32 protein-coding genes are annotated in these 21,796 nt (G+C 57.2%); 6 read left to right on the forward strand and 26 right to left on the reverse strand.

Annotated elements, in window-relative coordinates:
* The first annotated feature begins 191 nt into the window (after nucleotides 1–191).
* The 3 genes from J2741_RS10850 to J2741_RS10860 all read left to right on the forward strand — a co-directional run bounded on the left by J2741_RS10850 (nucleotide 192) and on the right by J2741_RS10860 (nucleotide 2,655).
* The gene (locus J2741_RS10850) at nucleotides 192–1,157 is read left to right on the forward strand and encodes a metallophosphoesterase (RefSeq protein WP_209675269.1); all 966 of its coding nucleotides are present in this window, start codon (nucleotides 192–194) and stop codon (nucleotides 1,155–1,157) included.
* A 236-nt stretch (nucleotides 1,158–1,393) separates the two neighbouring features.
* Nucleotides 1,394–1,963 carry an HdeD family acid-resistance protein gene (locus tag J2741_RS10855; RefSeq protein WP_209675270.1) on the forward strand — a complete coding sequence of 190 codons (570 nt, stop codon included), beginning with the start codon at nucleotides 1,394–1,396 and terminating at the stop codon, nucleotides 1,961–1,963.
* A gap of 131 nt (nucleotides 1,964–2,094) precedes the next feature.
* Entirely contained in the window at nucleotides 2,095–2,655 is a 561-nt protein-coding gene (locus J2741_RS10860) for a hypothetical protein (RefSeq protein ID WP_209675271.1), read from the forward strand.
* Between the two features lie 125 nt (nucleotides 2,656–2,780).
* Here the strand turns inward: J2741_RS10860 and J2741_RS10865 are convergent, their stop codons facing one another.
* From J2741_RS10865 to J2741_RS10895, 7 genes are all read right to left on the reverse strand, one after another.
* Nucleotides 2,781–3,422, reverse strand: coding sequence for a DedA family protein (locus tag J2741_RS10865; RefSeq protein ID WP_209675272.1), 642 nt, complete (start codon nucleotides 3,420–3,422; stop codon nucleotides 2,781–2,783).
* Between the two features lie 120 nt (nucleotides 3,423–3,542).
* A complete protein-coding gene (locus J2741_RS10870) occupies nucleotides 3,543–3,842 on the reverse strand; it encodes a hypothetical protein (protein ID WP_209675273.1) in 300 nt (99 codons plus the stop codon).
* Nucleotides 3,811–4,149, reverse strand: a complete 339-nt coding sequence (locus tag J2741_RS10875) for a hypothetical protein (RefSeq protein WP_209675274.1) — start codon at nucleotides 4,147–4,149, stop codon at nucleotides 3,811–3,813. Before J2741_RS10875 ends, J2741_RS10870 begins: the two co-directional genes overlap by 32 nt.
* Nucleotides 4,146–4,373: a hypothetical protein gene (locus tag J2741_RS10880; RefSeq protein WP_209675275.1), complete on the reverse strand. Its 228-nt coding sequence runs from the start codon at nucleotides 4,371–4,373 to the stop codon at nucleotides 4,146–4,148. The genes J2741_RS10875 and J2741_RS10880 overlap by 4 nt, the downstream gene beginning before the upstream one ends.
* On the reverse strand, nucleotides 4,370–4,687 hold the full coding sequence (locus tag J2741_RS10885) for a hypothetical protein (RefSeq protein WP_209675276.1): 318 nt from the start codon (nucleotides 4,685–4,687) through the stop codon (nucleotides 4,370–4,372). Before J2741_RS10885 ends, J2741_RS10880 begins: the two co-directional genes overlap by 4 nt.
* Complete coding sequence (locus J2741_RS10890) at nucleotides 4,684–5,067, reverse strand: hypothetical protein (RefSeq protein ID WP_209675277.1); 384 nt, start codon at nucleotides 5,065–5,067, stop codon at nucleotides 4,684–4,686. The genes J2741_RS10885 and J2741_RS10890 overlap by 4 nt, the downstream gene beginning before the upstream one ends.
* Before the next feature lie 16 nt (nucleotides 5,068–5,083).
* Nucleotides 5,084–5,557, reverse strand: a complete 474-nt coding sequence (locus tag J2741_RS10895) for a hypothetical protein (protein WP_209675278.1) — start codon at nucleotides 5,555–5,557, stop codon at nucleotides 5,084–5,086.
* Nucleotides 5,558–5,697: 140 nt separating this feature from the next.
* Between J2741_RS10895 and J2741_RS10900 the strand changes: the two genes are divergently transcribed.
* On the forward strand, nucleotides 5,698–6,312 hold the full coding sequence (locus tag J2741_RS10900) for a hypothetical protein (protein WP_209675279.1): 615 nt from the start codon (nucleotides 5,698–5,700) through the stop codon (nucleotides 6,310–6,312).
* A 17-nt stretch (nucleotides 6,313–6,329) separates the two neighbouring features.
* Here J2741_RS10900 and J2741_RS10905 read toward each other — a convergent pair whose 3' ends face one another.
* The 4 genes from J2741_RS10905 to J2741_RS10920 form a co-directional block, all read right to left on the reverse strand.
* Nucleotides 6,330–6,800, reverse strand: a complete 471-nt coding sequence (locus J2741_RS10905; protein ID WP_209675280.1) for an META domain-containing protein — start codon at nucleotides 6,798–6,800, stop codon at nucleotides 6,330–6,332.
* A gap of 36 nt (nucleotides 6,801–6,836) precedes the next feature.
* Complete coding sequence (locus J2741_RS10910; RefSeq protein WP_209675281.1) at nucleotides 6,837–8,189, reverse strand: PEGA domain-containing protein; 1,353 nt, start codon at nucleotides 8,187–8,189, stop codon at nucleotides 6,837–6,839.
* Between the two features lie 276 nt (nucleotides 8,190–8,465).
* Nucleotides 8,466–10,013, reverse strand: a complete 1,548-nt coding sequence (locus J2741_RS10915) for an FAD-dependent oxidoreductase (protein ID WP_209675282.1) — start codon at nucleotides 10,011–10,013, stop codon at nucleotides 8,466–8,468.
* A gap of 87 nt (nucleotides 10,014–10,100) precedes the next feature.
* Nucleotides 10,101–10,922: a flavodoxin family protein gene (locus J2741_RS10920; protein ID WP_209675283.1), complete on the reverse strand. Its 822-nt coding sequence runs from the start codon at nucleotides 10,920–10,922 to the stop codon at nucleotides 10,101–10,103.
* Nucleotides 10,923–11,129: 207 nt separating this feature from the next.
* Here J2741_RS10920 and J2741_RS10925 point away from each other — a divergent pair, with 207 nt between their 5' ends.
* On the forward strand, nucleotides 11,130–11,813 hold the full coding sequence (locus J2741_RS10925) for a glycerophosphodiester phosphodiesterase (RefSeq protein WP_209675665.1): 684 nt from the start codon (nucleotides 11,130–11,132) through the stop codon (nucleotides 11,811–11,813).
* Between the two features lie 70 nt (nucleotides 11,814–11,883).
* On the forward strand, nucleotides 11,884–12,336 hold the full coding sequence (gene hycI, locus J2741_RS10930) for a hydrogenase maturation peptidase HycI (RefSeq protein ID WP_209675284.1): 453 nt from the start codon (nucleotides 11,884–11,886) through the stop codon (nucleotides 12,334–12,336).
* A 271-nt stretch (nucleotides 12,337–12,607) separates the two neighbouring features.
* On the opposite strand, the gene J2741_RS10935 is transcribed toward hycI, so the two are convergent.
* From J2741_RS10935 to J2741_RS11005, 15 genes are all read right to left on the reverse strand, one after another.
* Entirely contained in the window at nucleotides 12,608–13,273 is a 666-nt protein-coding gene (locus tag J2741_RS10935; protein ID WP_209675285.1) for a hypothetical protein, read from the reverse strand.
* A 246-nt stretch (nucleotides 13,274–13,519) separates the two neighbouring features.
* A complete protein-coding gene (locus J2741_RS10940; RefSeq protein WP_209675286.1) occupies nucleotides 13,520–13,924 on the reverse strand; it encodes a 4Fe-4S binding protein in 405 nt (134 codons plus the stop codon).
* Nucleotides 13,921–14,940 (reverse strand): respiratory chain complex I subunit 1 family protein, encoded by a 1,020-nt coding sequence (locus tag J2741_RS10945; RefSeq protein ID WP_209675287.1) that lies wholly within the window; start codon nucleotides 14,938–14,940, stop codon nucleotides 13,921–13,923. Before J2741_RS10945 ends, J2741_RS10940 begins: the two co-directional genes overlap by 4 nt.
* Nucleotides 14,937–16,169: a hydrogenase large subunit gene (locus J2741_RS10950; protein ID WP_209675288.1), complete on the reverse strand. Its 1,233-nt coding sequence runs from the start codon at nucleotides 16,167–16,169 to the stop codon at nucleotides 14,937–14,939. The genes J2741_RS10945 and J2741_RS10950 overlap by 4 nt, the downstream gene beginning before the upstream one ends.
* Nucleotides 16,166–16,825 carry an NADH-quinone oxidoreductase subunit C gene (locus J2741_RS10955; RefSeq protein ID WP_209675289.1) on the reverse strand — a complete coding sequence of 220 codons (660 nt, stop codon included), beginning with the start codon at nucleotides 16,823–16,825 and terminating at the stop codon, nucleotides 16,166–16,168. Before J2741_RS10955 ends, J2741_RS10950 begins: the two co-directional genes overlap by 4 nt.
* Nucleotides 16,822–17,256 (reverse strand): NADH-quinone oxidoreductase subunit B family protein, encoded by a 435-nt coding sequence (locus J2741_RS10960; protein WP_209675290.1) that lies wholly within the window; start codon nucleotides 17,254–17,256, stop codon nucleotides 16,822–16,824. The genes J2741_RS10955 and J2741_RS10960 overlap by 4 nt, the downstream gene beginning before the upstream one ends.
* Nucleotides 17,253–17,600 (reverse strand): hydrogenase, encoded by a 348-nt coding sequence (locus J2741_RS10965; protein ID WP_209675291.1) that lies wholly within the window; start codon nucleotides 17,598–17,600, stop codon nucleotides 17,253–17,255. Before J2741_RS10965 ends, J2741_RS10960 begins: the two co-directional genes overlap by 4 nt.
* A gap of 1 nt (nucleotide 17,601) precedes the next feature.
* Nucleotides 17,602–19,185 (reverse strand): proton-conducting transporter transmembrane domain-containing protein, encoded by a 1,584-nt coding sequence (locus J2741_RS10970; RefSeq protein ID WP_209675292.1) that lies wholly within the window; start codon nucleotides 19,183–19,185, stop codon nucleotides 17,602–17,604.
* A complete protein-coding gene (locus J2741_RS10975; protein ID WP_209675293.1) occupies nucleotides 19,182–19,529 on the reverse strand; it encodes a sodium:proton antiporter in 348 nt (115 codons plus the stop codon). The genes J2741_RS10970 and J2741_RS10975 overlap by 4 nt, the downstream gene beginning before the upstream one ends.
* Nucleotides 19,530–19,991: an MnhB domain-containing protein gene (locus tag J2741_RS10980; RefSeq protein WP_245249499.1), complete on the reverse strand. Its 462-nt coding sequence runs from the start codon at nucleotides 19,989–19,991 to the stop codon at nucleotides 19,530–19,532.
* Entirely contained in the window at nucleotides 19,984–20,268 is a 285-nt protein-coding gene (gene mbhE, locus J2741_RS10985; RefSeq protein ID WP_209675295.1) for a hydrogen gas-evolving membrane-bound hydrogenase subunit E, read from the reverse strand. Before mbhE ends, J2741_RS10980 begins: the two co-directional genes overlap by 8 nt.
* A complete protein-coding gene (locus tag J2741_RS10990) occupies nucleotides 20,265–20,528 on the reverse strand; it encodes a DUF4040 domain-containing protein (RefSeq protein ID WP_209675296.1) in 264 nt (87 codons plus the stop codon). The genes mbhE and J2741_RS10990 overlap by 4 nt, the downstream gene beginning before the upstream one ends.
* Nucleotides 20,525–20,881 (reverse strand): monovalent cation/H(+) antiporter subunit G, encoded by a 357-nt coding sequence (gene mnhG / locus J2741_RS10995; RefSeq protein WP_209675297.1) that lies wholly within the window; start codon nucleotides 20,879–20,881, stop codon nucleotides 20,525–20,527. Before mnhG ends, J2741_RS10990 begins: the two co-directional genes overlap by 4 nt.
* Nucleotide 20,882: 1 nt before the next feature.
* On the reverse strand, nucleotides 20,883–21,140 hold the full coding sequence (locus J2741_RS11000; protein WP_209675298.1) for a monovalent cation/H+ antiporter complex subunit F: 258 nt from the start codon (nucleotides 21,138–21,140) through the stop codon (nucleotides 20,883–20,885).
* A complete protein-coding gene (locus J2741_RS11005; RefSeq protein WP_342452262.1) occupies nucleotides 21,137–21,748 on the reverse strand; it encodes a Na+/H+ antiporter subunit E in 612 nt (203 codons plus the stop codon). The genes J2741_RS11000 and J2741_RS11005 overlap by 4 nt, the downstream gene beginning before the upstream one ends.
* Between the last annotated feature and the right edge of the window lie 48 nt (nucleotides 21,749–21,796).

The raw sequence follows: 21,796 nt of genomic DNA on the forward strand, positions 1-21,796 counted from the left end.
GGGGAACCGGGAAATAAATTCCTTTTAGAGCTAAGGAAACTCAATATTTAAGAGATTTTCTAAAAAGATTTTTCAGGAGTTCCCGGGAGGGCACTTCCGTTTGCCCTGTCACGCGCGGGGATGAAGTCACGCTCCCCCTTTCTGTCCCTTCCTGAATATTTTTGAACCCCGGTCTTTTAATTCTATAGAAGATGCAGAAGGATCTCCCCCGTCCGTACCAGAGGCATTACCTCGCGGTTATCCTGTTATTCTCGCTGGTCTCGACGACCGGGCTTATGTTCTGGGACAGCGGCACGATGGAGATCTCCACGCTTACCGTGAACGGGACCCCCGGCAGGATCGTATTCCTCGCCGATCCCCACATAAGGCCGAACAACCTGGACCAGGCGAGGGGTGTGGTGGAACGGATCAACGCGCTGCATCCTTCGCTTGTGCTCATCGGAGGGGATTTCGTGTACAGGAGCGGGGACGACCTTTCCCTCCAGGAGGTCTGGTCGGAGATCGATGCGCCGGTTTACGCGGTGCTCGGGAACCACGACTACAACGCAGGGATAAAGGGAAGTGGTGTGGAGGGAAAAGTCGCCTGCGCAATGGAGGAGGTGCTCCGTCTGCACGACTATAACACGAGTGAGTTCTATTCCGATACCTGTGACGATGCCTATGCCGATGCACTTGAGGCCGTGCTCGAGAAGAACGGGGTTACGGTGCTCCGGAACGAGTGGGTGACGGTCCCGGCAGGCGGAGGAAACGTCACCCTTGTAGGGGTCGACGATATCTGGGCCGGAAATGCGGCAGTGCCCGGTGACGTGCCGGGTGATTTTACGATCTACATGGTTCACGAGCCGGTGGAGACGCGGTACCCGGATGCGGACCTCATCCTCTCCGGTCATACACACGGCGGGCAGTTCGATATCCTCCCCTTGCAGCTGCTGAACTCGGTGGGGCTCATCAGGACAGGCGGGCTCTACTGGAATGGGGATATCCCGGTATTCATCACCAGGGGGCTCGGGACCTCCAATTTCGAGCATGAGTACCGTCTGGGAGCGACACCGGAGATCGTGGTGATCGACCCGGGCACCGGCGTGTCCGGTCCTGCCGGGATCCCCGCTACGGCCCGCGATTTCCTGACCGGGCTCGTATCCATCCGGGCCCTGTGAAGGGACCGGCACCGTGGCGGGCCGGTTGTATAACGTTAATTGTTCGCGAATTTCAGGGAAAATCCCTGGAAAACGAATGCTGGAAATCGTGGGCCGGGAGTGCCACCCATGAACACCGGCCTACTATAAACCGGAGATTATCCTCTGGAGGAAGAATCTCCAGTAGATTAGACGGATTTTCCCGTAAAAACCAGCATAACACTTAAATAATCCATCGGACGAATCTTATCGTAATTATGACTGAAACTTCAATGGCGCCCGCCGGAATGATGGAGGCGGCGCATTTCTTCCCCTGGTGGGCAGTCCTCATCCAGGGCCTGGTGGCATTTATCATCGGGATCCTTTTCCTGTATTACCCGTACTCGACCCTGTTCGTCCTGGTGGTCTTCCTGGGGGCGTACTGGTTCGTCAATGGAATCTTCTCCCTAATAAGCCTGGGAATGGACAAAACCCACATGGGCTGGAAGATCGTTATCGGGCTCATGGGTATCATAGCCGGGATCCTTATCCTGGCCTACCCGTACTACAGCACCATCATCGTGCCGACGATCTTCGTGATAATGATAGGAGTCTGGGGGATCATCATGGGGTTCCTGGGACTCGGAGCAGCGTTCAAGGGTGCAGGATGGGGCGTCGGGCTGCTCGGGATCCTGGGGATTATCTTCGGGTTCGTCATCCTGATCAACCCGCTGATCACCGCATTATTCCTCCCCTACATCCTCGGAGTGTTCGGGATCGTCGGTGGTCTCTCGGCGATCGTCTATTCTTTCAAGTTGAAGGGAGAACAGGCCGCCCCGGCGGCATGAGCCCCCCCGATTTTCTCTTTCATCCTCGTTGTTCTTCCCGGAAAAACTTCAATATCAGGCAGATTCTATTACCCGTACCATATACCTGCAGGTGAGGTTCCCCAATGCGTGTTATCCCGTCGATTCATCGGATGGAGGAAGGAAAGGAGATAATTGAACTCAGGTTCAAGGCCCTGGAGCAGTTGTTCGATCAAACCGACCCGTCTGTACTCTCACAGCGTGAACTGACTACCGAAACCGAGGAATGTATAATAAGCAATATGGATGTGGTTCACATGAGAAAACCTGTCCGGCTGGACCTTATTTTCCCTCCAGGATCCTCAACGCCTCCCGCCCCGGAGATAATTGCTGCGGTAAGGCACCATTTCGGGTATCTCCTCGAGGAGCACAAGAGGGAAGCGGTTATTTTCATCCGGCACAGGAGGGTAAGCGTGGTATTTGCCGGGGTCAATGTGATCTTCGGCATCATCTATGCCTCAATCCTCTATTTAAATCCGGAACTAGCCTACAACCTGGCCTGGCTCCTGCTCGGCGGCCTGATCATCATTCTCAACTGGACAACCATCTGGGATACCTATGAATTTTTCGTGTATGACGGGCGGTTAATGCACCGGAGAAAGAAAGTCATGCAGAAGGTCCTCGGTTCGGAAATTCGGGTGGTTATGGATGACGAGCCGGGTTCCGGCTCCTGAACCTTTTTCTTTCTCCCGGTTCACCGCCGGCATCGGATACCAGCGGGAACTGCCCCGGACCACCCGGAAAAAGTTAATCTCAACCTTCCCTGCCTCCTGATCGCGTATTCCGGAATATCCGGGGATCACTCCGTTTTGTTTTTCCTCGGGCGCATCATCGCGATGGTTGCGACAATGGAGACGATGATTATTGCAACTACGATAATTACCAGGAACGGGAGAATAGCCTGGAAAAAGGGAAGTTTTCCCAGGAAAAAACCGATCAGGACAAGCGGAACGGTCCACAGGAGGGCCCCGAGAAGGTTATAGACCGCAAACTTGTGCTGGTCCATCCTCCAGATCCCTGCAATGAAAGGCGCGAACTTGCGGACCATGGGGATGTAGTGGGAGATGATGATCGTCTCCGACCCGTAGCGCTCGAAGAAGACGGTCGTCTTCTCGACATGCTCCTTATCAAAGAGGCCCGGATACCTCTCCTGCAGAAATTTCAGCCCGAAATAATTTCCCGACCAGTAACTCACCACGTACCCGGAATATGCCGCCAGGACACCGACCATTATCAGCAGGAAGGGGTTCAGGCTGCCGTCCGACGCCGCTATGCCCCCGACAAACAGGATAGGATTGCCGGTAAGAGGGAGGAAGACCACCCCGCATTCGATAAAAATGACGACAAAGATCAGGAGGTAGATCCAGATCCCGTACTCGTGGATGTATGCCGGGAACGTGCTGTCGAAGTTGAGGATCAGGTTGAGTGGATCTGCCGGCATAGTGTAGCTTCGTGTTGTTTTCTCTATTGCAGGGGTCTGGAGGCCCGGTCAGGTCGAAAATTATCGTGTTCTTTGCATGGAAAGGGAATATTCGGCACTAAAAAAATAATAATAACCCGATCAGGGTTTATGCCGGTCCCTGATGGTGTGCAGCCGGAGCATCCCGTTGCACGAGTTGCAGAGGTAATACTCCTCCGTCCAGCACGAAGGGCAGGCCCACCTCCCGCATACCACGCACTGCCGGAGTTCGGAGAACGCAAACTGGGAGTTACAGAGGTCGCAAAGGAACCGGGAGAAACTCGTGGGGTCCTTGTCCGGGGGGTCCCCCGGTTTCCTTACCCTCGGGATGTCCCGCTTCAGCCGGGAGACGAGATCGTCTGGGTCCCTGCTACCGGTTGGTCTGCTCTTCCAGAGCTTCAATCCGCTCCTCCAGGTTCGAAAGGGTGGCATGCATGTTCTTCTCGAACTCCTTTAACGCATTCACCCTCTGCTCGTCGCTGGCCACGATCTTTGTCTTGTCTTCCCTCCACTTCAGGACCTTCTGGCGGTTCATCAGGGCCCATTCATCGACCATCGATTCAAACCTGCGGTCAAGGTATTCATCAACACGGCTCTCCATGGGCCGGGTAATCTCGACCCGTCCTGAAGATCCCCTGAAGTAGTAGTAGATGATGAACGCGATGATGATCAGGAGAATGATGATCAGCAATGCCTCGGCGGGTGTCATTTCCTCTTCCTCTCCTTAACGGACTCTAACCTTTTCTCAAGCTCGCCCAGTTTGGCAAAAGCCCCCGCCTCGAAACTCGAGATCTTGCGGGTCTCCTCCTCGAGGGCCATGAGACGGGCGGGAAAGTCTCCGAGATCCCCTCTCGTTGCCAGATCCCACTCGTCGATGAGCATCTTCATCCGACGGTCGAGATACCCTCCCATGTAGGAATCAAATCCCTTCATGATCCCTCCAGCTTCTTCAACTCCTTATCGAGGGCATCGGCACGCTTTTCTATAACAGGCCGTTCCTTTTCAAGACTGCTGATTTGTGTGGTCACCCGTGCCAGTCTGCGCTCCATGGTGTCGAGGTGCACGGCGGTGACCAGCCCCCACTCCTCGATAACCGCCGGCAGGTTCTGATCGAAATACCTGTCGAGGTTCTTGTCCATTGAGGGCAGTTTTTCGTCGAAATACCGGGGGATCGCCGCAAGCGATTCCCGAAACCCGTGTTTCTCCTTTACCGGTTCACCACTTCCGGTTACGTACTCGTCGCTCATCCTATTCGCTCCTCTTCTCTCTTGATCTTCTCTACCATCCGGTCCAGCTTGGCCACCTGGACCTTGTTCTCCAGCCGCTCGATCCTCTTCTCGACTTCGGTGTGCCGGGCGAAAATATCAGTCTCAAGGAGGGCGTTCTCGTCATCGATCACCTTGATGTCCTGAAGTTTCTCGGGACTCACCCGGAAGAACGGGCGCCCCTTCTGTTCCATGTCCGTCCTCATGAGGTTTATCTTCTCCTTCTCCAGGCCAATCTTCGCTTCGGTCGTCCTGGTATACATCACCCGTATCTCGCGGATGATGAAGTAGACGATGATCAGGCCGATAAAGAAGAGTATGAAGGGCCAGCTGTTCTCCACCAGCACCAGTATATCGGTCATTCTGACTCTTCTCCGGTTACTCTTGCTTCTCGCCTTTCTCGGGTTTTACTTTCTTTGCTACGGACTCCGCTCCTTTCTCGATGGACTCCTTTGCCGATGAAGCTCCGCTCTTGATACTCTCCGATGCCTTGTGCGCACCTCCTTTTATCGTTTCAGGTGCTTTCGATACCCCGGTCTTCACGCCTTCGGCCGTATCCGAAGCGCCCTTCTTAACCCTGTCCCCCAGGGGGGGACGCTTCTTGACGTTGACCATCGTACCGGGAGCGGTGCCGAGCTTCGCAATGTCCTCTGTACTGAGACGGATAGCACCTTCCTCCACAAGAGAATCGGCAAAAACAGTGACAATGACTGGTTTTTCAGTCTTTCCGGTGGTGAGCTCCACCTCGTCCCCTTCCTTGAGGTCGAGTTTCCCAAGAAGGGATTCATGAAGCCTGGCCCTCCCTTTACTGGGAAAAGCCCTCTGCTGTATCTTAAGCTCGATCGATTCCATGGGAAATCATGTACGACCAAGTTTATAAAGATTTATACCGGTTCTGCGGGTAAATATCCCCGCTCGTGCAGGATGACGAAAGACCGATCAATAAAACATATTTTTTATGTCTATGCACCAAATTAAATCAGGGATTTTACGTGAACCTGCGCAGGATAGAAAACCTGGTTCTCGGCCTCTTCGTGCTGATTTTTCTATATTACGCACTCCAGGCGCTGGTAATCGGTGATACTTTCCGGTTTTTCGTGGTCCTGATCCCGGCGCTGGCGTTTTCGCTCCTCCCCTTGGCCGTTGAGTACATTGGAAAGATCACCTTCCCGGCCGGGGTGAAGCCGCTCATCGCCCTGGCCCTCCTCCTCCATGTCGCTGGCGGAATCGACCGTTTTTACTGGAAATTTGCACCTTTTTACGACAAAGTCGCCCACGTGGTATCGGCGCTCGCCCTCCTGCTGGTAATCTTCACGTTTTTCGTTGCCCTCGATTACTATGGGGTACGCCTGAAGCTTAGGACAGTAATTCTGGCAACGATCACGATAACCGTGGTATTCTTCGTTGCCTGGGAAGTCACTGAGTTCTACATCGACGTGCTGGCCAAGACCTCGTATAACAACGGGATGGGAGACACCATCGGGGACCTGATCTCCGACGTGATCGGGTCGGCACTGGCCCTCCTGGTGATCCGTTATTACCTGTCAAGGGTCCCTCCTGGCAAGGGGATAGGGGAGCTGTTCCGGAAACGCGGTCACATACCGTAGGACCGTGTCCGATCCGATTACCCTTTTTCGAATACGAGCAGCTTCTCGACGTCGTAGTAAGAGAGGATCAGGTAATTGTCCGACACATGATACCGGGTGGTGTTGGATAAACGGGAGAGGAATTCTGCCTCCTGGCCCATAATACCGGAAGGTTCCGCACAGGACCGCTCGGTTGAAGTGAGCGTTCCGATGGTGATCAGTTCGCCCTCGACGGTGTAAGCCGCGGTATACTGGTTGCACCCGCTGTTCCCCTGGAGGGTGCCATCCGGGCTGAACTGCAGGGTGACCTCTCCGATCGCCGGAATGTCTCTGTCGTCATCTCCCCGGTAGGTCACCAGGTGCCACTGCGGTGCCGTAAGATCCCCGGGAGGCGTGGTCGAACCCGAGATCAGGCAGCCGGAAAGCGGTATCAGCACAAAAGCGAGGGAGAACAACAGGGCGATCCGGAGGTTGAAGTGGGAACGGGATGCAGGGCGTCCAGGGGTCATAAGGGTATCAGGTGAAGCATTACACCAAGAAAAAAATTAATTTTCCGGCTTTCGCCTTACCAGGAGCACCAGGAGGGCCACCGCCGCCACTCCTATGAAAGCGGCGCTCCCCGTCGTCGGAGTCGGAGTGGGAGTCGTTACCTGTACCATGGTTGCCGAGACCTGGGTGGTCTGTCCCGCGGTCACCTGGATCTGGGAGGAGTAGTCCTGGTATCCGTTCAGCTTCAGGAGAAGTGAATGAGTCCCCGGGGTAATGGAGTCTATCGTGGAGGGGGTGATCCCCTTGAACACATTGTCAAGGTAGATATCCGCATCCGTAGGGGAGGACGAGATGGCGATGCTGCCGGTATCCGGCTTCTGGGGATTGGGGGTGAGGGTTACGGAAAGGACGAGGTTCTGGCCGGCATACACCGTCCCGCTGGTGGTGTAGTCCTGGTACCCCGTTTTCGAGAGGAGGAGGGTATGGTACCCCGGAGTGACCTGAGTGGAGACGAGTGGCCTGTTGGGGATAGTCTGGCCTACGTACTTCCCGTCGGCATAGACATATGCACCCGAGGGGTCTGAGGTAAGCGATACCGTACCGTAGATCGGCGACGGATCCTTGGCCAGGGTTGCCGAGATGTGTGTCACCGATCCTGCCTGGACCGTCGCCGTGGTGATGTAATCCTGGTAGCCTGCAAGGGAGAGGATCACCGTATGGCTTCCGGCGGCGAGGCTCCCGACCGAGGTGGGGGTGATCCCCTGGTAAATGCCGTCAACGTAGGCTGCGGCACCGCTCGGGCTCGAACTGATCGAAAGCGTCCCGGTGCTGACGACCGGTGAGAGTTGTGCATTCACGACGGAGGTCTGGGCCTTGTACACGGTCACGCTGCTGAAATACGTCTGATATCCTGACAGGTACACTGAAATCTCGTGAGATCCGACGGGAACATTGGTGAAGTATGCCGGGGTGGTCTGGGACTGACCCCGGTCGAGATATGCTATCGCACCCGAGGGATAGGACTGCACGTTGATCTGCCCGGTCGAGGCACTTGGCGTCAGGGTCGCGGAGATGGTGATAGTCTGGCCGTCCTGGGGGTTCCCGTTATAGGTCTGGGTATAGGTGTCGTACCCCGGGAGGCTGATCGTGATCGTGTGCTTCGGGTTCCCGGTGATTGAAACCGGGATGGTCACCGGAGTCTCTCCCGCGTATGGCCCGTCGAAATACACGTCTGCACCCGAGGGGAAGGACGAGATCAGGAAATAGCCGGTCCCTTGCCCCGGCGCGATCGGCTGCGTTATCTCCGGCGTTGCCGGGAGGGTCACGGGTTGGTATGCTGAAACGATCGGCATGCATGCGAGCATCAGGCCGATCGATAAAATCAGGGTGAGAAGAATTTTTGGAGTCATATTCACCTCTTGCTCTGGAAAAGTAGGTGGCGATTGCTTTATATAAGGATATCGGCACAAACACGGACAATCCCCCGGGAGCACACCTGTAAAAACGGAATCCGTGCCTGCGTTGAAAGATACCGGTCATTTCAGGCCCTCGCAGGGATCCGGGATGTTTACCGGGGTCGAAACGCGGGGGTCCCGGCAGGAGCAGGTATACCTGGATCGTAACGAGGGAGATCCGCCAGAACGGGATGCGTTATGCAAAAAGGATGTATGATAAAGGGCCAAACCCTAACGCCTTTTTATTTTCATCTTCACGAGGTCTCTTACTGTCGGCCCTTCGATTACCTGCCCTTCGGGATTATAGCGTGAGCCGTGACACGGGCAGTCCCATGACCCCTCCGCATTGTTCCACCTGACTCTGCAGCCCATATGCATACAGGTCGGATCGAGAGTATGCTCGTTTCCTGCGGCATCTTTGTAAATGGCGACCTTCTTCTCCCCGATTTTGATGACAGAGCCTTCGCCGTTCGGGACGGACGCAAGTTCCTTATAATACGGGCCTGACGGGGTTTCTATCTCGCCACCCGCAGCCTTCAGGAATTCTTCCAGCCCTCCTTCGGGCAGTTCCCCCGCTTCGAATCTCGACGGCGAGAACACCTCCGCCCAGGGACTCGAACGTCCACTGACCAGGTCGGTAAGGATCATGGCCGCAGCGGTCCCGGCCGTCATCCCCCATTTGTTGAATCCCGTCGCGACAAAGATCCTCTCGTGCCCCTCTGCGATCTGGCCGATATACGGAACTCTGTCCGGGGTGAAATAGTCCTGCGCAGACCAGTGGTAGTCTATCCATCGCACGTCATACACAGTCCGTGCGTATGCTTCGAGCCCCCGGTAGTTGGCGCGCGTATCGGTGACAGATCCCGTCGGATGCTCTTCACCGGTCACGATGACCAGTTCCTTCCCGGAATCCCGGTGTGAGCGCCAGGAATGAACGGTCCCGGCGGCATTGATGAACATGCCTTCCGGGAAGGGGTCGTCTATCCGGGCACCGATTGCGTATGATCTCGAGGGCGAAAGCCTGGAGAAGTACGTTCCAGGGCGGTCGAACACCGGATAATGCGTCGCCAGGACCACCGCATCCGATTCAAGATCCCCGCCCGCGGTGGTGACCTTCACGTAGTCCTTGATCTCTGTGAGATCGAGCGCCCTGGTATTCTCGAAAATATGGCTCCCGTTGCCTGGGATCCTTGCGGCGAGACCAAGGAGATATTTTCTCGGGTGAAACTGTGCCTGGTTATCCACCCGGACGGCACCGTGCGATTCCACGGGGAGGGGTATCTCTTCCACGAATCGTGCGGGAAGGCCGAGTACCTTTGCAGTATCGGCCTCCCTCTCGACCCCGGGTCTTGAAGATTCCGATTCTGCATAGGTATAAGCCGGTTTCCGCACGAAGCCGCAATCGATCGAGAGCTCCCTGACGAGATCACCCACTTTCTCGATCGCGTTCTGGTTCGCGTCGGCGTACTGCCGGGCTTTACTGCTCCCGAAGGAATCGACCAGGTGGCCGTAGATGAGCCGGTGCAGCGAGGTCAGTTTCGCCGTGGTGTAACCAGTCGTCCCGCTGACAATCCGCCCGGCCTCAACGAGGGCTACCGTGAAACCTGAATGTTTCAGGAGGTATGCCGCGGTTACACCGGCGATCCCACCCCCGAGAACGGTGACATCCACCCTTCCGTCACCTGCGAGCGGGGGAAATGCGGTCTTTTCCGAAGTCGCGATCCAGTAGGACTCCGCCATTCCGGGGAGTTCGGTGCAGTGTTCCGTATCGTCCGACATATTCCTCCGGTCATCAGGTTTTTTTTGCGTTAAATCATGAAGACCCACGAAAAATATTTAATGTTATTCCCTTCTCGTCGAAGAATTTCAGGTGTTTTTGGGCGAATAAGTGGACTTGTACCACCCCTTTATCCGGTCTCTCTCTATACGTCTCCGAAATACCCTTTCTGCCAGCAACCCGATAAAGTTGTAGAGCGGGTTCACCCGGACGTCCACGTAATATCTCCTGCCCGGGTCGAACCATCCATGCTCCTTCCAGTACTCATGATCCAGGGGAGCCTCTTCCGCGAGGATGTTGAACGAACAGCGCTGGGCATGGAATACTATGACGTCCATAAACGACGGAGATCTCCGCGTTTTACGCCGGAGCGCTTCGAGGAATTTTTTTCCGGCCAGGTCAAGTTCGTCCTCCTGTTCCGGGGTGAACCACCGCGTGCCCCCGACCCTGGGCGTGATGAGCCCTGCGCCCGTCACCACCTCGAACCCCCAAATCCTGGCGACCATATCCAGGTATTTGATCACGTCCTTCTGACCGAGCGCCCCTGTAGTCGAGAGGAGCAGGGCCTTTTTCTCAAAGAACCTCGGACGGTGAAAGACATAGGAGAACCGGTCGATAAATGTCTTCATAAGTCCGGTGACATTCATCCCGAATACAGGCGACGCGAAGATTACTCCGTCGGCATCCTCGAGCCTCTGCAGTATCAGGGATGCATCGTCCTCGATAGGGCAAAAACCCTCACCCTTCATGAAACAAACAAAACAACCCCTGCAGGGGGACAGGTTGGCCTCCGAGAGCATCAGGTAATCGAACTCCACGGCGGACCTTCGCCTCATGGACTCCTCGATCTTCTTTGCTGCGGCATAGGTGTTTCCCTTGTGCGGGCTGCCCATTATTACAAGGACCTTCATTAAAATCGAGAAACTCTACGACAATCATAGTTCTAAACAATTGCGGTGGGAGCTGGTAGTTCACCGGGTCAACGATAGGAACCGTCGTATTACACTCGCGTGACACGAACATCCCCGTGGAACATCCGGTGAGGAAAGGCCGGGCCCGATAAGGGGGGTTTATATTGTCCCGTTCACTCCTGTTGTATCAGCAATGGGTGATCGGTGATGTTTATCGTGGGCCATCGCGGAGCCAGGGCACTGGAGCCCGAGAATACCCTCCGGGCGATCCGTCGTGGGATGGGATGTGCCGATTACGTGGAGATCGACGCCCGGATGACCAATGACGGGAGAGTCGTGGTGATACACGATCCTACCCTGGACAGGACTACCGACGGGACGGGCGAGGTGAAGGAATACCCCTTCGATACCTTGCGGGAGTTCGATGCGGGCCTCGGAGAACGCATTCCTGCACTGGAGGAGGTCTCCCGGGAAGTGAAGGATACCTGCGGGCTCTTCGTAGAAATAAAAGAAGAGGGGAGCGAAGAGGATATCTGCAGGATAATCAGGGACTCGGGGCCCTCCGACGTGTATTTCGTCTCGTTTCACCAGGAAAGCCTGTCCAGGGTAAAGGAACTGCTTCCCGGTGCGCGGACAGGGCTAATCTTCTCGAAAGATACCGGGGACTCTTTTCGACGCGCCATCACGATCAAGACCCATGCAATTCTCCCCAAATTTACTCTCCTCTCGGAAGATCTGGTTACGAAAGCGCACAAGGAGCATCTCCAGGTAATTCCCTGGACTTTGAACGGAGAACCCGAGTTCGCCAGGGCACAACGGCTCGGGGTTGACGGGTTCGCCACCGACGATCCCTGCAAAGCACGGGAGTTTTTCAAGGGGAGGGTGACATGAACTTTCCTGAACCGGTAACTTACCGGGCGCGGGAAGACCCCGGAGCCGTCAGGAAGGTGCCTGCGGCACCATGAACGTGCTGATGGGAATCGGGAACACGCTCCTTGGAGATGACGGGGTCGGGAGTTATATCGCCTCAAGGTTCAGGGACGATGACTGGACCGTGTTCGATTGCGGGACCGTGCCCGAGAATTTCACCTCTCCTGTGCGGAAGGTGCACCCCGGGATCCTGATCCTCGTGGACGCGGCGGAGATGGGGCTCACCCCCGGAGAGTTCAGGGTGGTCCCGCCCGACCGCATCGCCGACGTGAGCATCGGAACGCATGCGCTCCCCCTCAGCCACCTTATCGATTACCTTTCACCGGATGCGGGCCGGATCGTTTTTGTAGGGATCCAGCCTGAATCCATGATCATGGGAGACGGGCTCTCCCCTGCCGTGAAGGAAGGGGCGGACCGGTTCATGGACCTGCTCAGGGAGGGATCGTTTCGGGAAATTTTGGAATATGACGAGGATCAGGGGTAAGGGACGCAGGGGAAGGGATTCCCTGGCGGTATTCTGCTTTCGTTTGACAGGAGAAAACCCGGTGCCGGACGGCCCTGGCCCGGAGGGAACATCCGGGTTCGGGGTACGGCCGCGAAGAGGACTGCCGGATCCGGTGTTCTGTTGAATATGCCCGCATCCCGCGGAAATCCCCGTTATGCGCGATTTGCTGCAATCATGGCCGGGTACTCCGGATCATGACCGCCGGAAGATCACCCGGAACACTGGGAAAAAAATAAATTATCCCGATGGGTCAGCCGAAAAGGTTCCTGAAAAATGAGAGTATCTGATCGAAGATGCTGCTCCCCGGTGTGCTGCCACCCCGGTCTTCTGCCGCTTCCCCGGGGTCCGCCACTAATGTGACCTCTCCCGAAGGATGTTCACCCTCTTCGGCCGGAACCGTGCCGGATATGGAGTCGGCGCCGCTCCCACCGCCCGGCCCCGGGACAACGGTCCTCGATTCAACCAGTCTGTTGTTTCCCGGGATGACCGTCAGCGCCACGACCTCGACCCGACCAGTTTCCGAAACCTGCGGTGCGGTTCCCGTAAGGTTTATCCGGACGGGGATCTTCCCCGAAGCTGGATAGATGAGATCCTTTCCTTCGAGGACAAGGTGGGTGGTGGTCCCTGTCTTCCATACCTTTTCCCCTCCCTCGTCAAATACCGTGACGCTCCATTTCGGGTCCGCAAGGCCGGTAGCGAGATCCAGTGTTTCCTGGGGGGAGGTTTCGCCCGACATCGCGATGAAGGTGAGTGTGAATGAAGATTCAACCCGGGTATCCCCGCCCACCAGATCCCCCGGGGGAGAGACAGGAATCGAATCTAAGCCTATCCCCGCGGATACGGAACCCGCGAGTGCTAGGAGTGCCAGGATCAGGATACTACAGCAGATCCTCATGATGTTCCTCGAGCACAGCATACATCCCTGGAGGCAAAAATCTGTCGCAGGAGATCCCTGGCCGATTGCGGGAATAAAGTTCCTTGCCGATTCGCGTGATCGGGATTTCCGGGAAAAGAATTTGTTAAATACCCTTCCCCTCGAGCAATTACCGGCGGGTATCTGTCATTCCGGAAATATCGCAATGATGGTGCTACGGGAGTGGAGGAGCGGAATACACTGTGGACGACAGGAGAATCGCTGTGCTATCAACGCAAAAAAAGGGATTTATTCGACGATCAGGTTCTCAGAGTACCGGTTTTCGTCGGCAAGCAGATACTCCCCGGTCATCTTCAGCCCGCCCTTCGGACAGATGTCGGTGCATTGCGAACAGAAGATGCACTGGTCGACCCAGATGCGGATCCTTTTCGTCTCTTTAATCAACTCGATGGCATTGGACGGGCAAATTTTAACGCACAAGCTGCAGCCGATGCACCCGTCCCGGTCATAGGAGATCTTGCCGCGGAACTTCGGGGGGATGGCAATCGGAGGATTGAGCGTCGCCTCTCCCCGGCCCACTTTCTCCAGGTATTTCGTGACCGAGGGCGGGAGGTACTTGGCCGGGAACTTGTTGGTGGCCGGCGTCCGGAAGAGCTGCCGGAGCAGTTCCGGGATCATGGGGAGCGAACTCATGCCCCCACCCCCGCAAGCGGGATCACCGTGTCCGCCATGAGCAGGAGCAGGCCAACGAGACCGATCACGCTCAGGTATGTCCAGTATACCGGGATTACCTGGCTGATCCTGAACCGTGCCATCGCGACCCTGACGAGGGTCACCGAGAAGAACAGTACCAGGATGACTTTTGCCAGGAAGAACAGGAGGTCGACCGGTAATGCCACTGTTGCGGGCATTGCAACGAATGTCGAGATATTCCACGGGAAGAAGATCGCCACCACGAGCGCTCCCATAACCAGGGACTTGACCCCCTGGGAGAGGTAGAACATGGCCAGGTTCCGGCCGGAATACTCCACCAGCAACCCGCCGGCGAGCTCGGTCTCCGCCTCCTGGGTGTCGAACGGTATCCGGGAGAGCTCCGCAGGGGTGATCGCCGCACTGATGAAGAGCAGGAGCAGGATCCCGAGTATACCGAGCGGCCCCACTACCGACCAAATGGGATTGGAGGCGATGGTCGTCAGGGTGAACGGTTCGGCAAGCCCTGCAGCCCCGAGCCGCCAGGCCACCGCTACCACCACGATGGCGAGGGGGAACTCGTAGGCGATCATGGTGACCATCTCTCTCTGTGCACCCACGGTCGCGTAGGGCGAACCGGATGCGAACCCCCCCGCTACCAGCGCGAGGGCCGGGACGGTGAGCAGGTACATGACCAGGATCAGGTCCCCGTACGAACCGAGCGGGGGCATGACGCTCCCCGCCGGGAGGTAGAGGAGGATGACCAGGCTTGACGCGAGCGCCATGATCGGGGCGAGGTTGAACATCCAGGGGATGGCATTCGCCGGGATCACGCTCTCCTTGATCAGGAGTTTGCGCACGTCCCGGAACGGCTGGCGAAGCGGAGGACCGATCCTCGCCTGCATGTGGGCGGCGAGCTTCCGGTCGATCCCCAGGAGGAAGAGCCCGACGAGGATGCCGTAGACGCTGATTACTACGGTCCACCCGATTATCATCGCCGCCGTGAGTGCGGTGCTCATGATGAAAGCCTCCTGGTCTTCTCCACCGATAGACGGTGCAGCTCCTCCTTGGTCATGATCTGTCTGGAATTATCCTTCACCACTGCCACCCTGTCGGTGCAGGAGAGGCAGGGGTCGATGGACGCCACGATGATGGGGATATCGGCGATCTGTTCGCCTCGAAGCATCGGTATCCAGGACATCAGGTTGCTGTAGGAGGAGGCTTTCACCTTCCATCCCTCCGGCGACTCCTTCCCGTTCATCCGGACGTAGTGGAAGCATTCGCCGCGGGGGGCTTCGACCCGGCCTATCGCTTCTCCCCTGGCCTTCTTGCATATTGCGAGGAGCTTCGCGAGCTTCTCTTCCCCGGTGATCGGCCCGGAGGGCATCTGGTCCAGGCACTGCCGCACGATCCCGCAGGACTGGCCGACCTCGATCAACCGGACGACGATCCGGTCGTATACGTCTCCCCTCGTCTCGCCCATATGCTGGTCGGGGAGCACCGCGGTGATGTCGAGGTCCCCGTATGCGCAGTAGGGATAGTCCTGCCGGAGGTCCGCATTGACCCCGGAAGCCCTGGCGGTTGGACCGACGGTACAGAGCTCGAGCGCCTGCTGGCGGGAGAGCACCCCCCTGTCCCTGCACCTGAGCGTGATGCTCCGGTCGTGTAAGAACAGGTCGAGCAGTTTCCCGAGCAGCCCCTCGTACGTGGAGAGGCAGTCTTCGATTATCTTGTGTTGATCGGGAACGATGTCCCTCCTGACGCCGCCCACCTGGACGATGCCGTAATTCACACGGTTTCCGGTGAGGTTCTCAATCACGTCCATCGACTGTTCCCGGACCCTCCAGGTGAGGTGGAGCAGGGAATCGAACCCGAGTTCGTGGGCGGCGACTCCCGCCCAGAGCAGGTGCGACTGTATCCTCTCGAACTCGGCGAGGATGGTCCGAATGTAGTCTGCCCTTGGCGGGACCTCGATCTCTGCGATCTGCTCGACGGCACGGGCAAATGCGAGGGTATGGTGCACCCCGCATATTCCGCATATCCGATCGGTGAGGTGCACGATCTGGACGGGGTTCCTTCGCATCCCCATCCATTCGATCCCCCGGTGGGTCTGTCCCGGGGCGAAATCCACATCCTTTATCGATTCGCCTTCCATCTTGAAGGTGAACATCACCGGTTCCTTCAGTGCGGGGTGTGTCGGGCCGATAGGGACCACATAGGGCGCTTTCTTCCCTTCGTTTCCGCTCATTCCTTCACCTCCTTCTGTTCTGTGGGTTGTTCGGGAGACGAGGCCGGGGCCGGTTCCGCCTTCGGTTCAATCTCGCAGAGTTCTTTCTCCCCGGCAGGCGGTGCGGGCCGGTCCGTCGGCCGCTGCGACATGTAGAGGTCTTTTACCATGGAGTCGGGGACACCCGTCTCGTCCTTCCTCCAGGGATACACGCCTTCGGGGAAGTCCTCGGGCAGGAAGAGCCGGCGGTTGTCGGGGATGCCGACAACCCTGATCCCCAGGAACTCCTGCTTTTCCCGTTCGGTGAAGACTGCACCCGGGATCAGGTCCGAGATGGTGGGAATGGAAAGATCGGTCTTCGGAACGTGGACCGCGAGACTTACGGTGTACTCCCCGTGTTTCTTTCCGTAGTATATGGAGAAGTGGTAGATCATCCGGATCTCCTCCCCGAGATCGGTCCCCGAGATTACCGCGAGATGCGGGTAATCCAGTTCCATTAATGCGAGTATCGCGGGTTTCAGGAGCTCCCGGTCCAGGTCGATCCAGATGTTGAAGTTGGGGTTCCTCTTTGCCCCTTCGCGCCGTTCGGTCACCCGGGTCTCTTTCACTCCGGCGCCGAACCGCTCCCGGAAGTACTCCGGGACCTGTTCTGCGGTGAGGACGGTGTCCGGGCTCATTGCCCCACCCCCTCGATCCGCTCAAGTTTTGCCAGGGCCTTTACTACCCCATGGATTATCGCTTCCGGCCGGGGGGGGCACCCGGGAACGTACACGTCCACAGGGACCACGTCGTCTACAGGACCTTCCAGGTTATAGGAGTCGTAAAATACCCCTCCCGATATGCCGCAGGTGCCGACGCACATCACCACCTTCGGATCGGGGATCTGTGCATAGACCCGCAGGAGCCGGTCCTTCATCTTCTTCACCACCGGGCCGGTAATGATCAGCAGGTCTGCGTGTTTCGGTGATCCCACCAGCTTGATCCCGAACCTCTCGGGGTCGTAACGAGGGGTGATCGCCGCCACAATTTCTATCTCGCACCCGTTGCAGGACCCGGAGTTGAAGTGGAAGGCCCAGAGGGATTCGTTGAATGCACGGGTCGGTTTCATGAGAACACCACCACGATCACCATAATCAGCGCCGTGATCCCCAGGTACCATAGCACATAGTCGTTCATGTCTCCTGAATGGAGCGGGACGATCCGCTCGTAATATCCTTTCAGCGCATCGGTATACCCCCAGTAGAGGTTTCCCGCCCTTACGTGCAGGTCACCTTTCGGAGGTTCCTTGTTCCCGGAGATGAACGGGGCGGTCTGTTCGGTTCCCTTCTTATAGGAACGCTCGCCCCTGGCCCAGATGAGGTAGGCAATAACCGCAGCCACCACGAATGCCAATAACCAGGCCAGCGGGTTCCAGGCCCCCGATCCGGAAAGCAGCGAGGAGAATATTTCCATCTCACGCACCTCCCAGGACCGCCGAGATATACGCGCCCTGGTTCGTGAGGGCATGCGCCGCCGGGGCGATAAGGGTATTCACCACCGCCTCGGGGAAGATCCCGAAGAGGATCACGATCACGGCGAGGATTCCCATGCCGATCAGCATGGAAAGCGGGGCTTCTTTCACATCGGCATGCTCCGGCAGTTTCGGCCCCATGAAAATGGAATGGAAGACCTTGACGAAAGATGCGAGGGTGAGGATGCTTACCACCATGGCGATAACGGCGAGGATCGGGTTGAATACGTACACCGATTCGTATATCATCCATTTCGAGGCAAAACCATTAAACGGTGGGATCCCGGCAATGGCGAGTGCGCCGATGATGAAGAAGACCATGGTCCACTTCATGCTGTGACCGAGCCCGCCCATCTTGTTCAGGTTATAGGTCCCGATACGGAAGAAGACCGCACCGGCGGTCAGGAAGAGCAGGCCCTTGTACATGGCGTGGTTGATGATGTGGAAGATCCCTCCCTCCATGGCGACATAGCCGAAAGAGTCCATCAGGGGCTGGTTCCCGAGCACCGCGAGGCCAACCCCCACCCCGAGCAGCATGTACCCGGTCTGGGAGATCGCATGGTATGCCATCAGCCGTTTCACGTTCTTCTGCGGGATCGCCATGGTCACGCCGACGACCATGGAGAGCACCCCGAGCACGATTATGATCCATCCCACCGTCGCAGTGTTGAGGGTGACGTTGTAAAGGGTGAAGAGCACCCGGAAGATCCCGTACAGGCTCGCCTGGCTCGCTACTACAAGCATCGCGGTGATGGACGAGGGAGCCATGGAATACGCGTCCGGTGTCCAGAAGTGCATGGGAACCGACCCGCATTTCATTGCCAGTGCGGCCATGATCAGCACCAGGGCAACCTGGTCGAGCACCGTAAACTGCATGCGGGAGGCGATCATCGCGATGTTGAGTGCGTTATATTCACCGTAGTAGATCCCTATTGCAAACAGGATAGCGAGTGCGCCGATCGTTGAGAGGACGAAATACTTGAGGGCGGCTTCCACCGCGAGCCCTTTGTCCACCCGGTAGGCGATCAGGCCCGCCGATGCGATAGAGAGGATCTCCAGGAACACGAAGAAATTGAAGAGGTCCCCCGTGGAGACCATCCCCATGATACCGGTGATCATCAGCAGGTAAAGGGTATAGAAACTCGAAAGTCCGGAATGACGTTGCTCGCTGCTTATGGAATAGAGGATTATGGCAAGCCCGGTGATTGCCGCGATGATCTGCATCAGGGCGCTCATGGGATCGACCGTGAAGATGATCCTCACCGGTATGCCTCCCGAGTCCATCGGGAGCGCAAGGTTCGCCGCCTGGGCTCCGAAGACGTAGATCCTGGTCCCGAACGCGTAGACGTCCCATGCAAGGATCAGGGCGATTGCGGAGGTGAGCGCCATGCCCGCCGCAACCCAGATATTCCTTACCGTATTGGAAATTTTTCCGATAAATGGACAGAAAAATGCAAATACCAGGGGTATTGCGATGAGGAGTGCGGGGGACTGGGCAATAATGACGTTTATGACATCCTGGCTCATTCCTTCAGCCTCCTGATCTTGTTCGTCTCAATCGACCCGTATTTCTTCCAAAGCACCATTGCGAAGGTGAGCATCACCGCGGTGGTGGCGACCCCGATTACGATCGAGGTGAGGGTGAGCGCCTGGACCGTGGAGAACACCATCTCCTCACCTGCGGGTGCGTTGGTGTATATCGGGGCGATGCCCCCTTCACGGTAGCCGAGGGCGATGAGGAACAGGTTGACCGCAGATTCGAGGATAACGATCCCCAGGAAGATCTTTATGAGATTTCTTTTGAACAGGACCGTAGCGAGGCCTATCAGGGCCAGGACCACTACGGCGATGTAGGGAATATTGAAAAACATTCAGACCCTCTCCCTGGCGATGCCGGAAAGCATGTAGAATACAATCAATGCCAGCCCTCCCCACACCTCGATCCCGACGGCGATGTTCATGATAGGGATGACCCCTGCGGTGTCGAGTTCTCCCGGGTTGGGCCCGAACGGTACCGGCATCCCGAAGAGGGAGCCGCTATTGGCGAGGTAATTGTAGAAGAACGTCACCCCCAGCCCCATGGCGAGCAGGGCGGTCCCGATGAAGAGGAGCAGCCCGGCAGATTCCTGGAGGGTGAAGGTCACTTTCTTCAGCATTGCGAGGACGTCTTCGTAGGAGAACGCCACGAGTATCAGGGCGACGCCTGTGGCGACCACTGCACCGCCCTGGAACCCCCCGCCGGGGGTGAGGTGTCCGTGCAGGATCACGTAGAGCCCGAAGATAATGACGAAAGTATACAGGAGGTTCGCCGAGATACGGACGATTTTACTCATCCTCAAGCTCTTCACCTCCATGCAGTTTCCGGAAGAGCAGCCCCACGCTCACGACCGCGGTAAAGAGCACCACCGATTCGCCAAGGGTATCGAACCCACGATAATCGAATACCACGCTGGTCACGATGTTGTTGGCGGCGGCCTGGAGCTGCCCGTAATTCAGGAAGTACAGGTCCATGTCGGAGTATGCGGGAACCCCGAAGGTCATGAACAGAGGAACGGTGAGCATGGCCAGCCCCAGGACCGTCAGGACCAGCCACGACACGAACCGCTTCATTTCTCCTCCTCCCTCTCACCCTCGTAACGGGTGGTCCCCCGGATGGCGACGATGAAGATCGCCGTGGTCAGCCCGGCTCCGATGCCTGCCTGGGATATGGCCACGTCGGGGGCCTGGAGAAGGTAAAACTCGACGGATATCAGGAAGCTGAAGAACCCCGCCGCGATGGCCGCGGCGAGGAGATCCTTGAAGTAATAGACCAGCAGGGCGGAGACGATCAGCCCTGCGATCACCAGGAAATGCAGAATCTCGGGGATCATGGTTCCACCTCCGACAATCTGTCCACCACGGCCGGGCTCGGGAGTATTCCGCTCCTGTGCGCCGCCCGGGCGATAGCGTGTGAACTCACCGCATTCGTGAATGCGAGTGCGATCACCGCGATCAGCACGTGGATGGAGAGGGTGATGTATTGCACCTCCGCCACTGTCACGTACATCCATATGCCGTAGACGATGACCGAGACGCCGGTGAAGATCGAGCCGAATGTCGTGGCCTTTGTCGCCGCGTGCATCCTCGTATAGAGGTCGGGGAAGCGGAGAAGCCCGAGTACCCCGAGGGCATTGAATATCGTGCCGATTGCGAGCAGCACGATCACAATCCAGTCTGCTATCATGCTAGAGCTCCCCTCCCAGGTACTTGGCGATGAACAGCGTGCTCACGAACGAGAGCAACGCATAGACGATCGCCACGTCGACGAAGATTATCTGACGGAACGAGACCCCGAGGAGGATAAGGACCGCAACCGTGAGGGTATTGACCGTATCCACCGCAATGGCCCTGTCCGCAGGCGTAGGTCCGAGGTAGAGTCGTACCAGGCAGAGCAGGATGAGCGCGACCAGGATCAGTGCTGCCGCGTAAAAATACTCTATCATTCCGCGATCCTCCGGATCCAGGCCGGAAGGTTGGCCAGGGAAAAGAGTTCTTCTGCGGGAATCTCGGACTTCTGCTCCTCACCGGGATGGATATTGATATTATGCACGTAGAGATCGCGGGTCTCTTCGTCTATGTCCACGGTGATCGTCCCGGGGGTGAGCGTGATGGAGTTGGCCAGGAGAAACATCCCCAGGTCGGTGTTCATCCCTGACTTCACCTTTATGATACCGGGCCGGATCCGCCCGGTGATCACGCGGTACGCAACATCGAGATTGGCTTTCGCCATCTCCACCAGGAAGGGCCCCGCAACATAGACGGGAAGAAGCAGCCATCGTGCGGGATTTGCCATCCGGAAGTCCCTCGAGCGGCAGAGGAAATTCCTGGTGACACCCCCGGTGACCACGGCGAGCGCAACCCCCGCCACCAGTTCGGAGGGGGACCATAGCCACACATCTCCGCTTCCTGCGGTGAGGAGGAGGTAGATGAAGAGCGCGAGGACCGTAGTCAACAGAAATGCGATCACGGTATCCCCCCGGCACATGGCGTCCCATATCGGGTCTGTTCTTGTGGGTTCATGATCATCACAGAATGCTAGAATGGTTGGCACTTTACTCCTGAGTATGAGCGAGTGAATTCTCCCTCTCATGGCAGGGTC

Source organism: Methanolinea mesophila (assembly GCF_017873855.1).
In the GTDB taxonomy this organism is placed as follows: Archaea; Halobacteriota; Methanomicrobia; order Methanomicrobiales; family Methanospirillaceae; genus Methanolinea_B; species Methanolinea_B mesophila.

Bases quoted from the DNA above. Each gene is read 5' to 3' on its own strand.
- J2741_RS10850 (WP_209675269.1), top strand. From the start codon at position 192: ATGCAGAAGGATCTCCCCCGTCCGTACCAGAGGCATTACCTCGCGGTT.
- J2741_RS10855 (WP_209675270.1), top strand. From the start codon at position 1,394: ATGACTGAAACTTCAATGGCGCCCGCCGGAATGATGGAGGCGGCGCAT.
- J2741_RS10860 (WP_209675271.1), top strand. From the start codon at position 2,095: ATGGAGGAAGGAAAGGAGATAATTGAACTCAGGTTCAAGGCCCTGGAG.
- J2741_RS10865 (WP_209675272.1), bottom strand. From the start codon at position 3,422: ATGCCGGCAGATCCACTCAACCTGATCCTCAACTTCGACAGCACGTTC.
- J2741_RS10875 (WP_209675274.1), bottom strand. From the start codon at position 4,149: ATGACACCCGCCGAGGCATTGCTGATCATCATTCTCCTGATCATCATC.
- J2741_RS10880 (WP_209675275.1), bottom strand. From the start codon at position 4,373: ATGAAGGGATTTGATTCCTACATGGGAGGGTATCTCGACCGTCGGATG.
- J2741_RS10885 (WP_209675276.1), bottom strand. From the start codon at position 4,687: ATGAGCGACGAGTACGTAACCGGAAGTGGTGAACCGGTAAAGGAGAAA.
- J2741_RS10890 (WP_209675277.1), bottom strand. From the start codon at position 5,067: ATGACCGATATACTGGTGCTGGTGGAGAACAGCTGGCCCTTCATACTC.
- J2741_RS10895 (WP_209675278.1), bottom strand. From the start codon at position 5,557: ATGGAATCGATCGAGCTTAAGATACAGCAGAGGGCTTTTCCCAGTAAA.
- J2741_RS10905 (WP_209675280.1), bottom strand. From the start codon at position 6,800: ATGACCCCTGGACGCCCTGCATCCCGTTCCCACTTCAACCTCCGGATC.
- J2741_RS10910 (WP_209675281.1), bottom strand. From the start codon at position 8,189: ATGACTCCAAAAATTCTTCTCACCCTGATTTTATCGATCGGCCTGATG.
- J2741_RS10915 (WP_209675282.1), bottom strand. From the start codon at position 10,013: ATGTCGGACGATACGGAACACTGCACCGAACTCCCCGGAATGGCGGAG.
- J2741_RS10920 (WP_209675283.1), bottom strand. From the start codon at position 10,922: ATGAAGGTCCTTGTAATAATGGGCAGCCCGCACAAGGGAAACACCTAT.
- J2741_RS10925 (WP_209675665.1), top strand. From the start codon at position 11,130: ATGTTTATCGTGGGCCATCGCGGAGCCAGGGCACTGGAGCCCGAGAAT.
- hycI (WP_209675284.1), top strand. From the start codon at position 11,884: ATGAACGTGCTGATGGGAATCGGGAACACGCTCCTTGGAGATGACGGG.
- J2741_RS10935 (WP_209675285.1), bottom strand. From the start codon at position 13,273: ATGCTGTGCTCGAGGAACATCATGAGGATCTGCTGTAGTATCCTGATC.
- J2741_RS10940 (WP_209675286.1), bottom strand. From the start codon at position 13,924: ATGAGTTCGCTCCCCATGATCCCGGAACTGCTCCGGCAGCTCTTCCGG.
- J2741_RS10945 (WP_209675287.1), bottom strand. From the start codon at position 14,940: ATGAGCACCGCACTCACGGCGGCGATGATAATCGGGTGGACCGTAGTA.
- J2741_RS10950 (WP_209675288.1), bottom strand. From the start codon at position 16,169: ATGAGCGGAAACGAAGGGAAGAAAGCGCCCTATGTGGTCCCTATCGGC.
- J2741_RS10955 (WP_209675289.1), bottom strand. From the start codon at position 16,825: ATGAGCCCGGACACCGTCCTCACCGCAGAACAGGTCCCGGAGTACTTC.
- J2741_RS10960 (WP_209675290.1), bottom strand. From the start codon at position 17,256: ATGAAACCGACCCGTGCATTCAACGAATCCCTCTGGGCCTTCCACTTC.
- J2741_RS10965 (WP_209675291.1), bottom strand. From the start codon at position 17,600: ATGGAAATATTCTCCTCGCTGCTTTCCGGATCGGGGGCCTGGAACCCG.
- J2741_RS10970 (WP_209675292.1), bottom strand. From the start codon at position 19,185: ATGAGCCAGGATGTCATAAACGTCATTATTGCCCAGTCCCCCGCACTC.
- J2741_RS10975 (WP_209675293.1), bottom strand. From the start codon at position 19,529: ATGTTTTTCAATATTCCCTACATCGCCGTAGTGGTCCTGGCCCTGATA.
- J2741_RS10980 (WP_245249499.1), bottom strand. From the start codon at position 19,991: ATGAGTAAAATCGTCCGTATCTCGGCGAACCTCCTGTATACTTTCGTC.
- mbhE (WP_209675295.1), bottom strand. From the start codon at position 20,268: ATGAAGCGGTTCGTGTCGTGGCTGGTCCTGACGGTCCTGGGGCTGGCC.
- J2741_RS10990 (WP_209675296.1), bottom strand. From the start codon at position 20,528: ATGATCCCCGAGATTCTGCATTTCCTGGTGATCGCAGGGCTGATCGTC.
- mnhG (WP_209675297.1), bottom strand. From the start codon at position 20,881: ATGATAGCAGACTGGATTGTGATCGTGCTGCTCGCAATCGGCACGATA.
- J2741_RS11000 (WP_209675298.1), bottom strand. From the start codon at position 21,140: ATGATAGAGTATTTTTACGCGGCAGCACTGATCCTGGTCGCGCTCATC.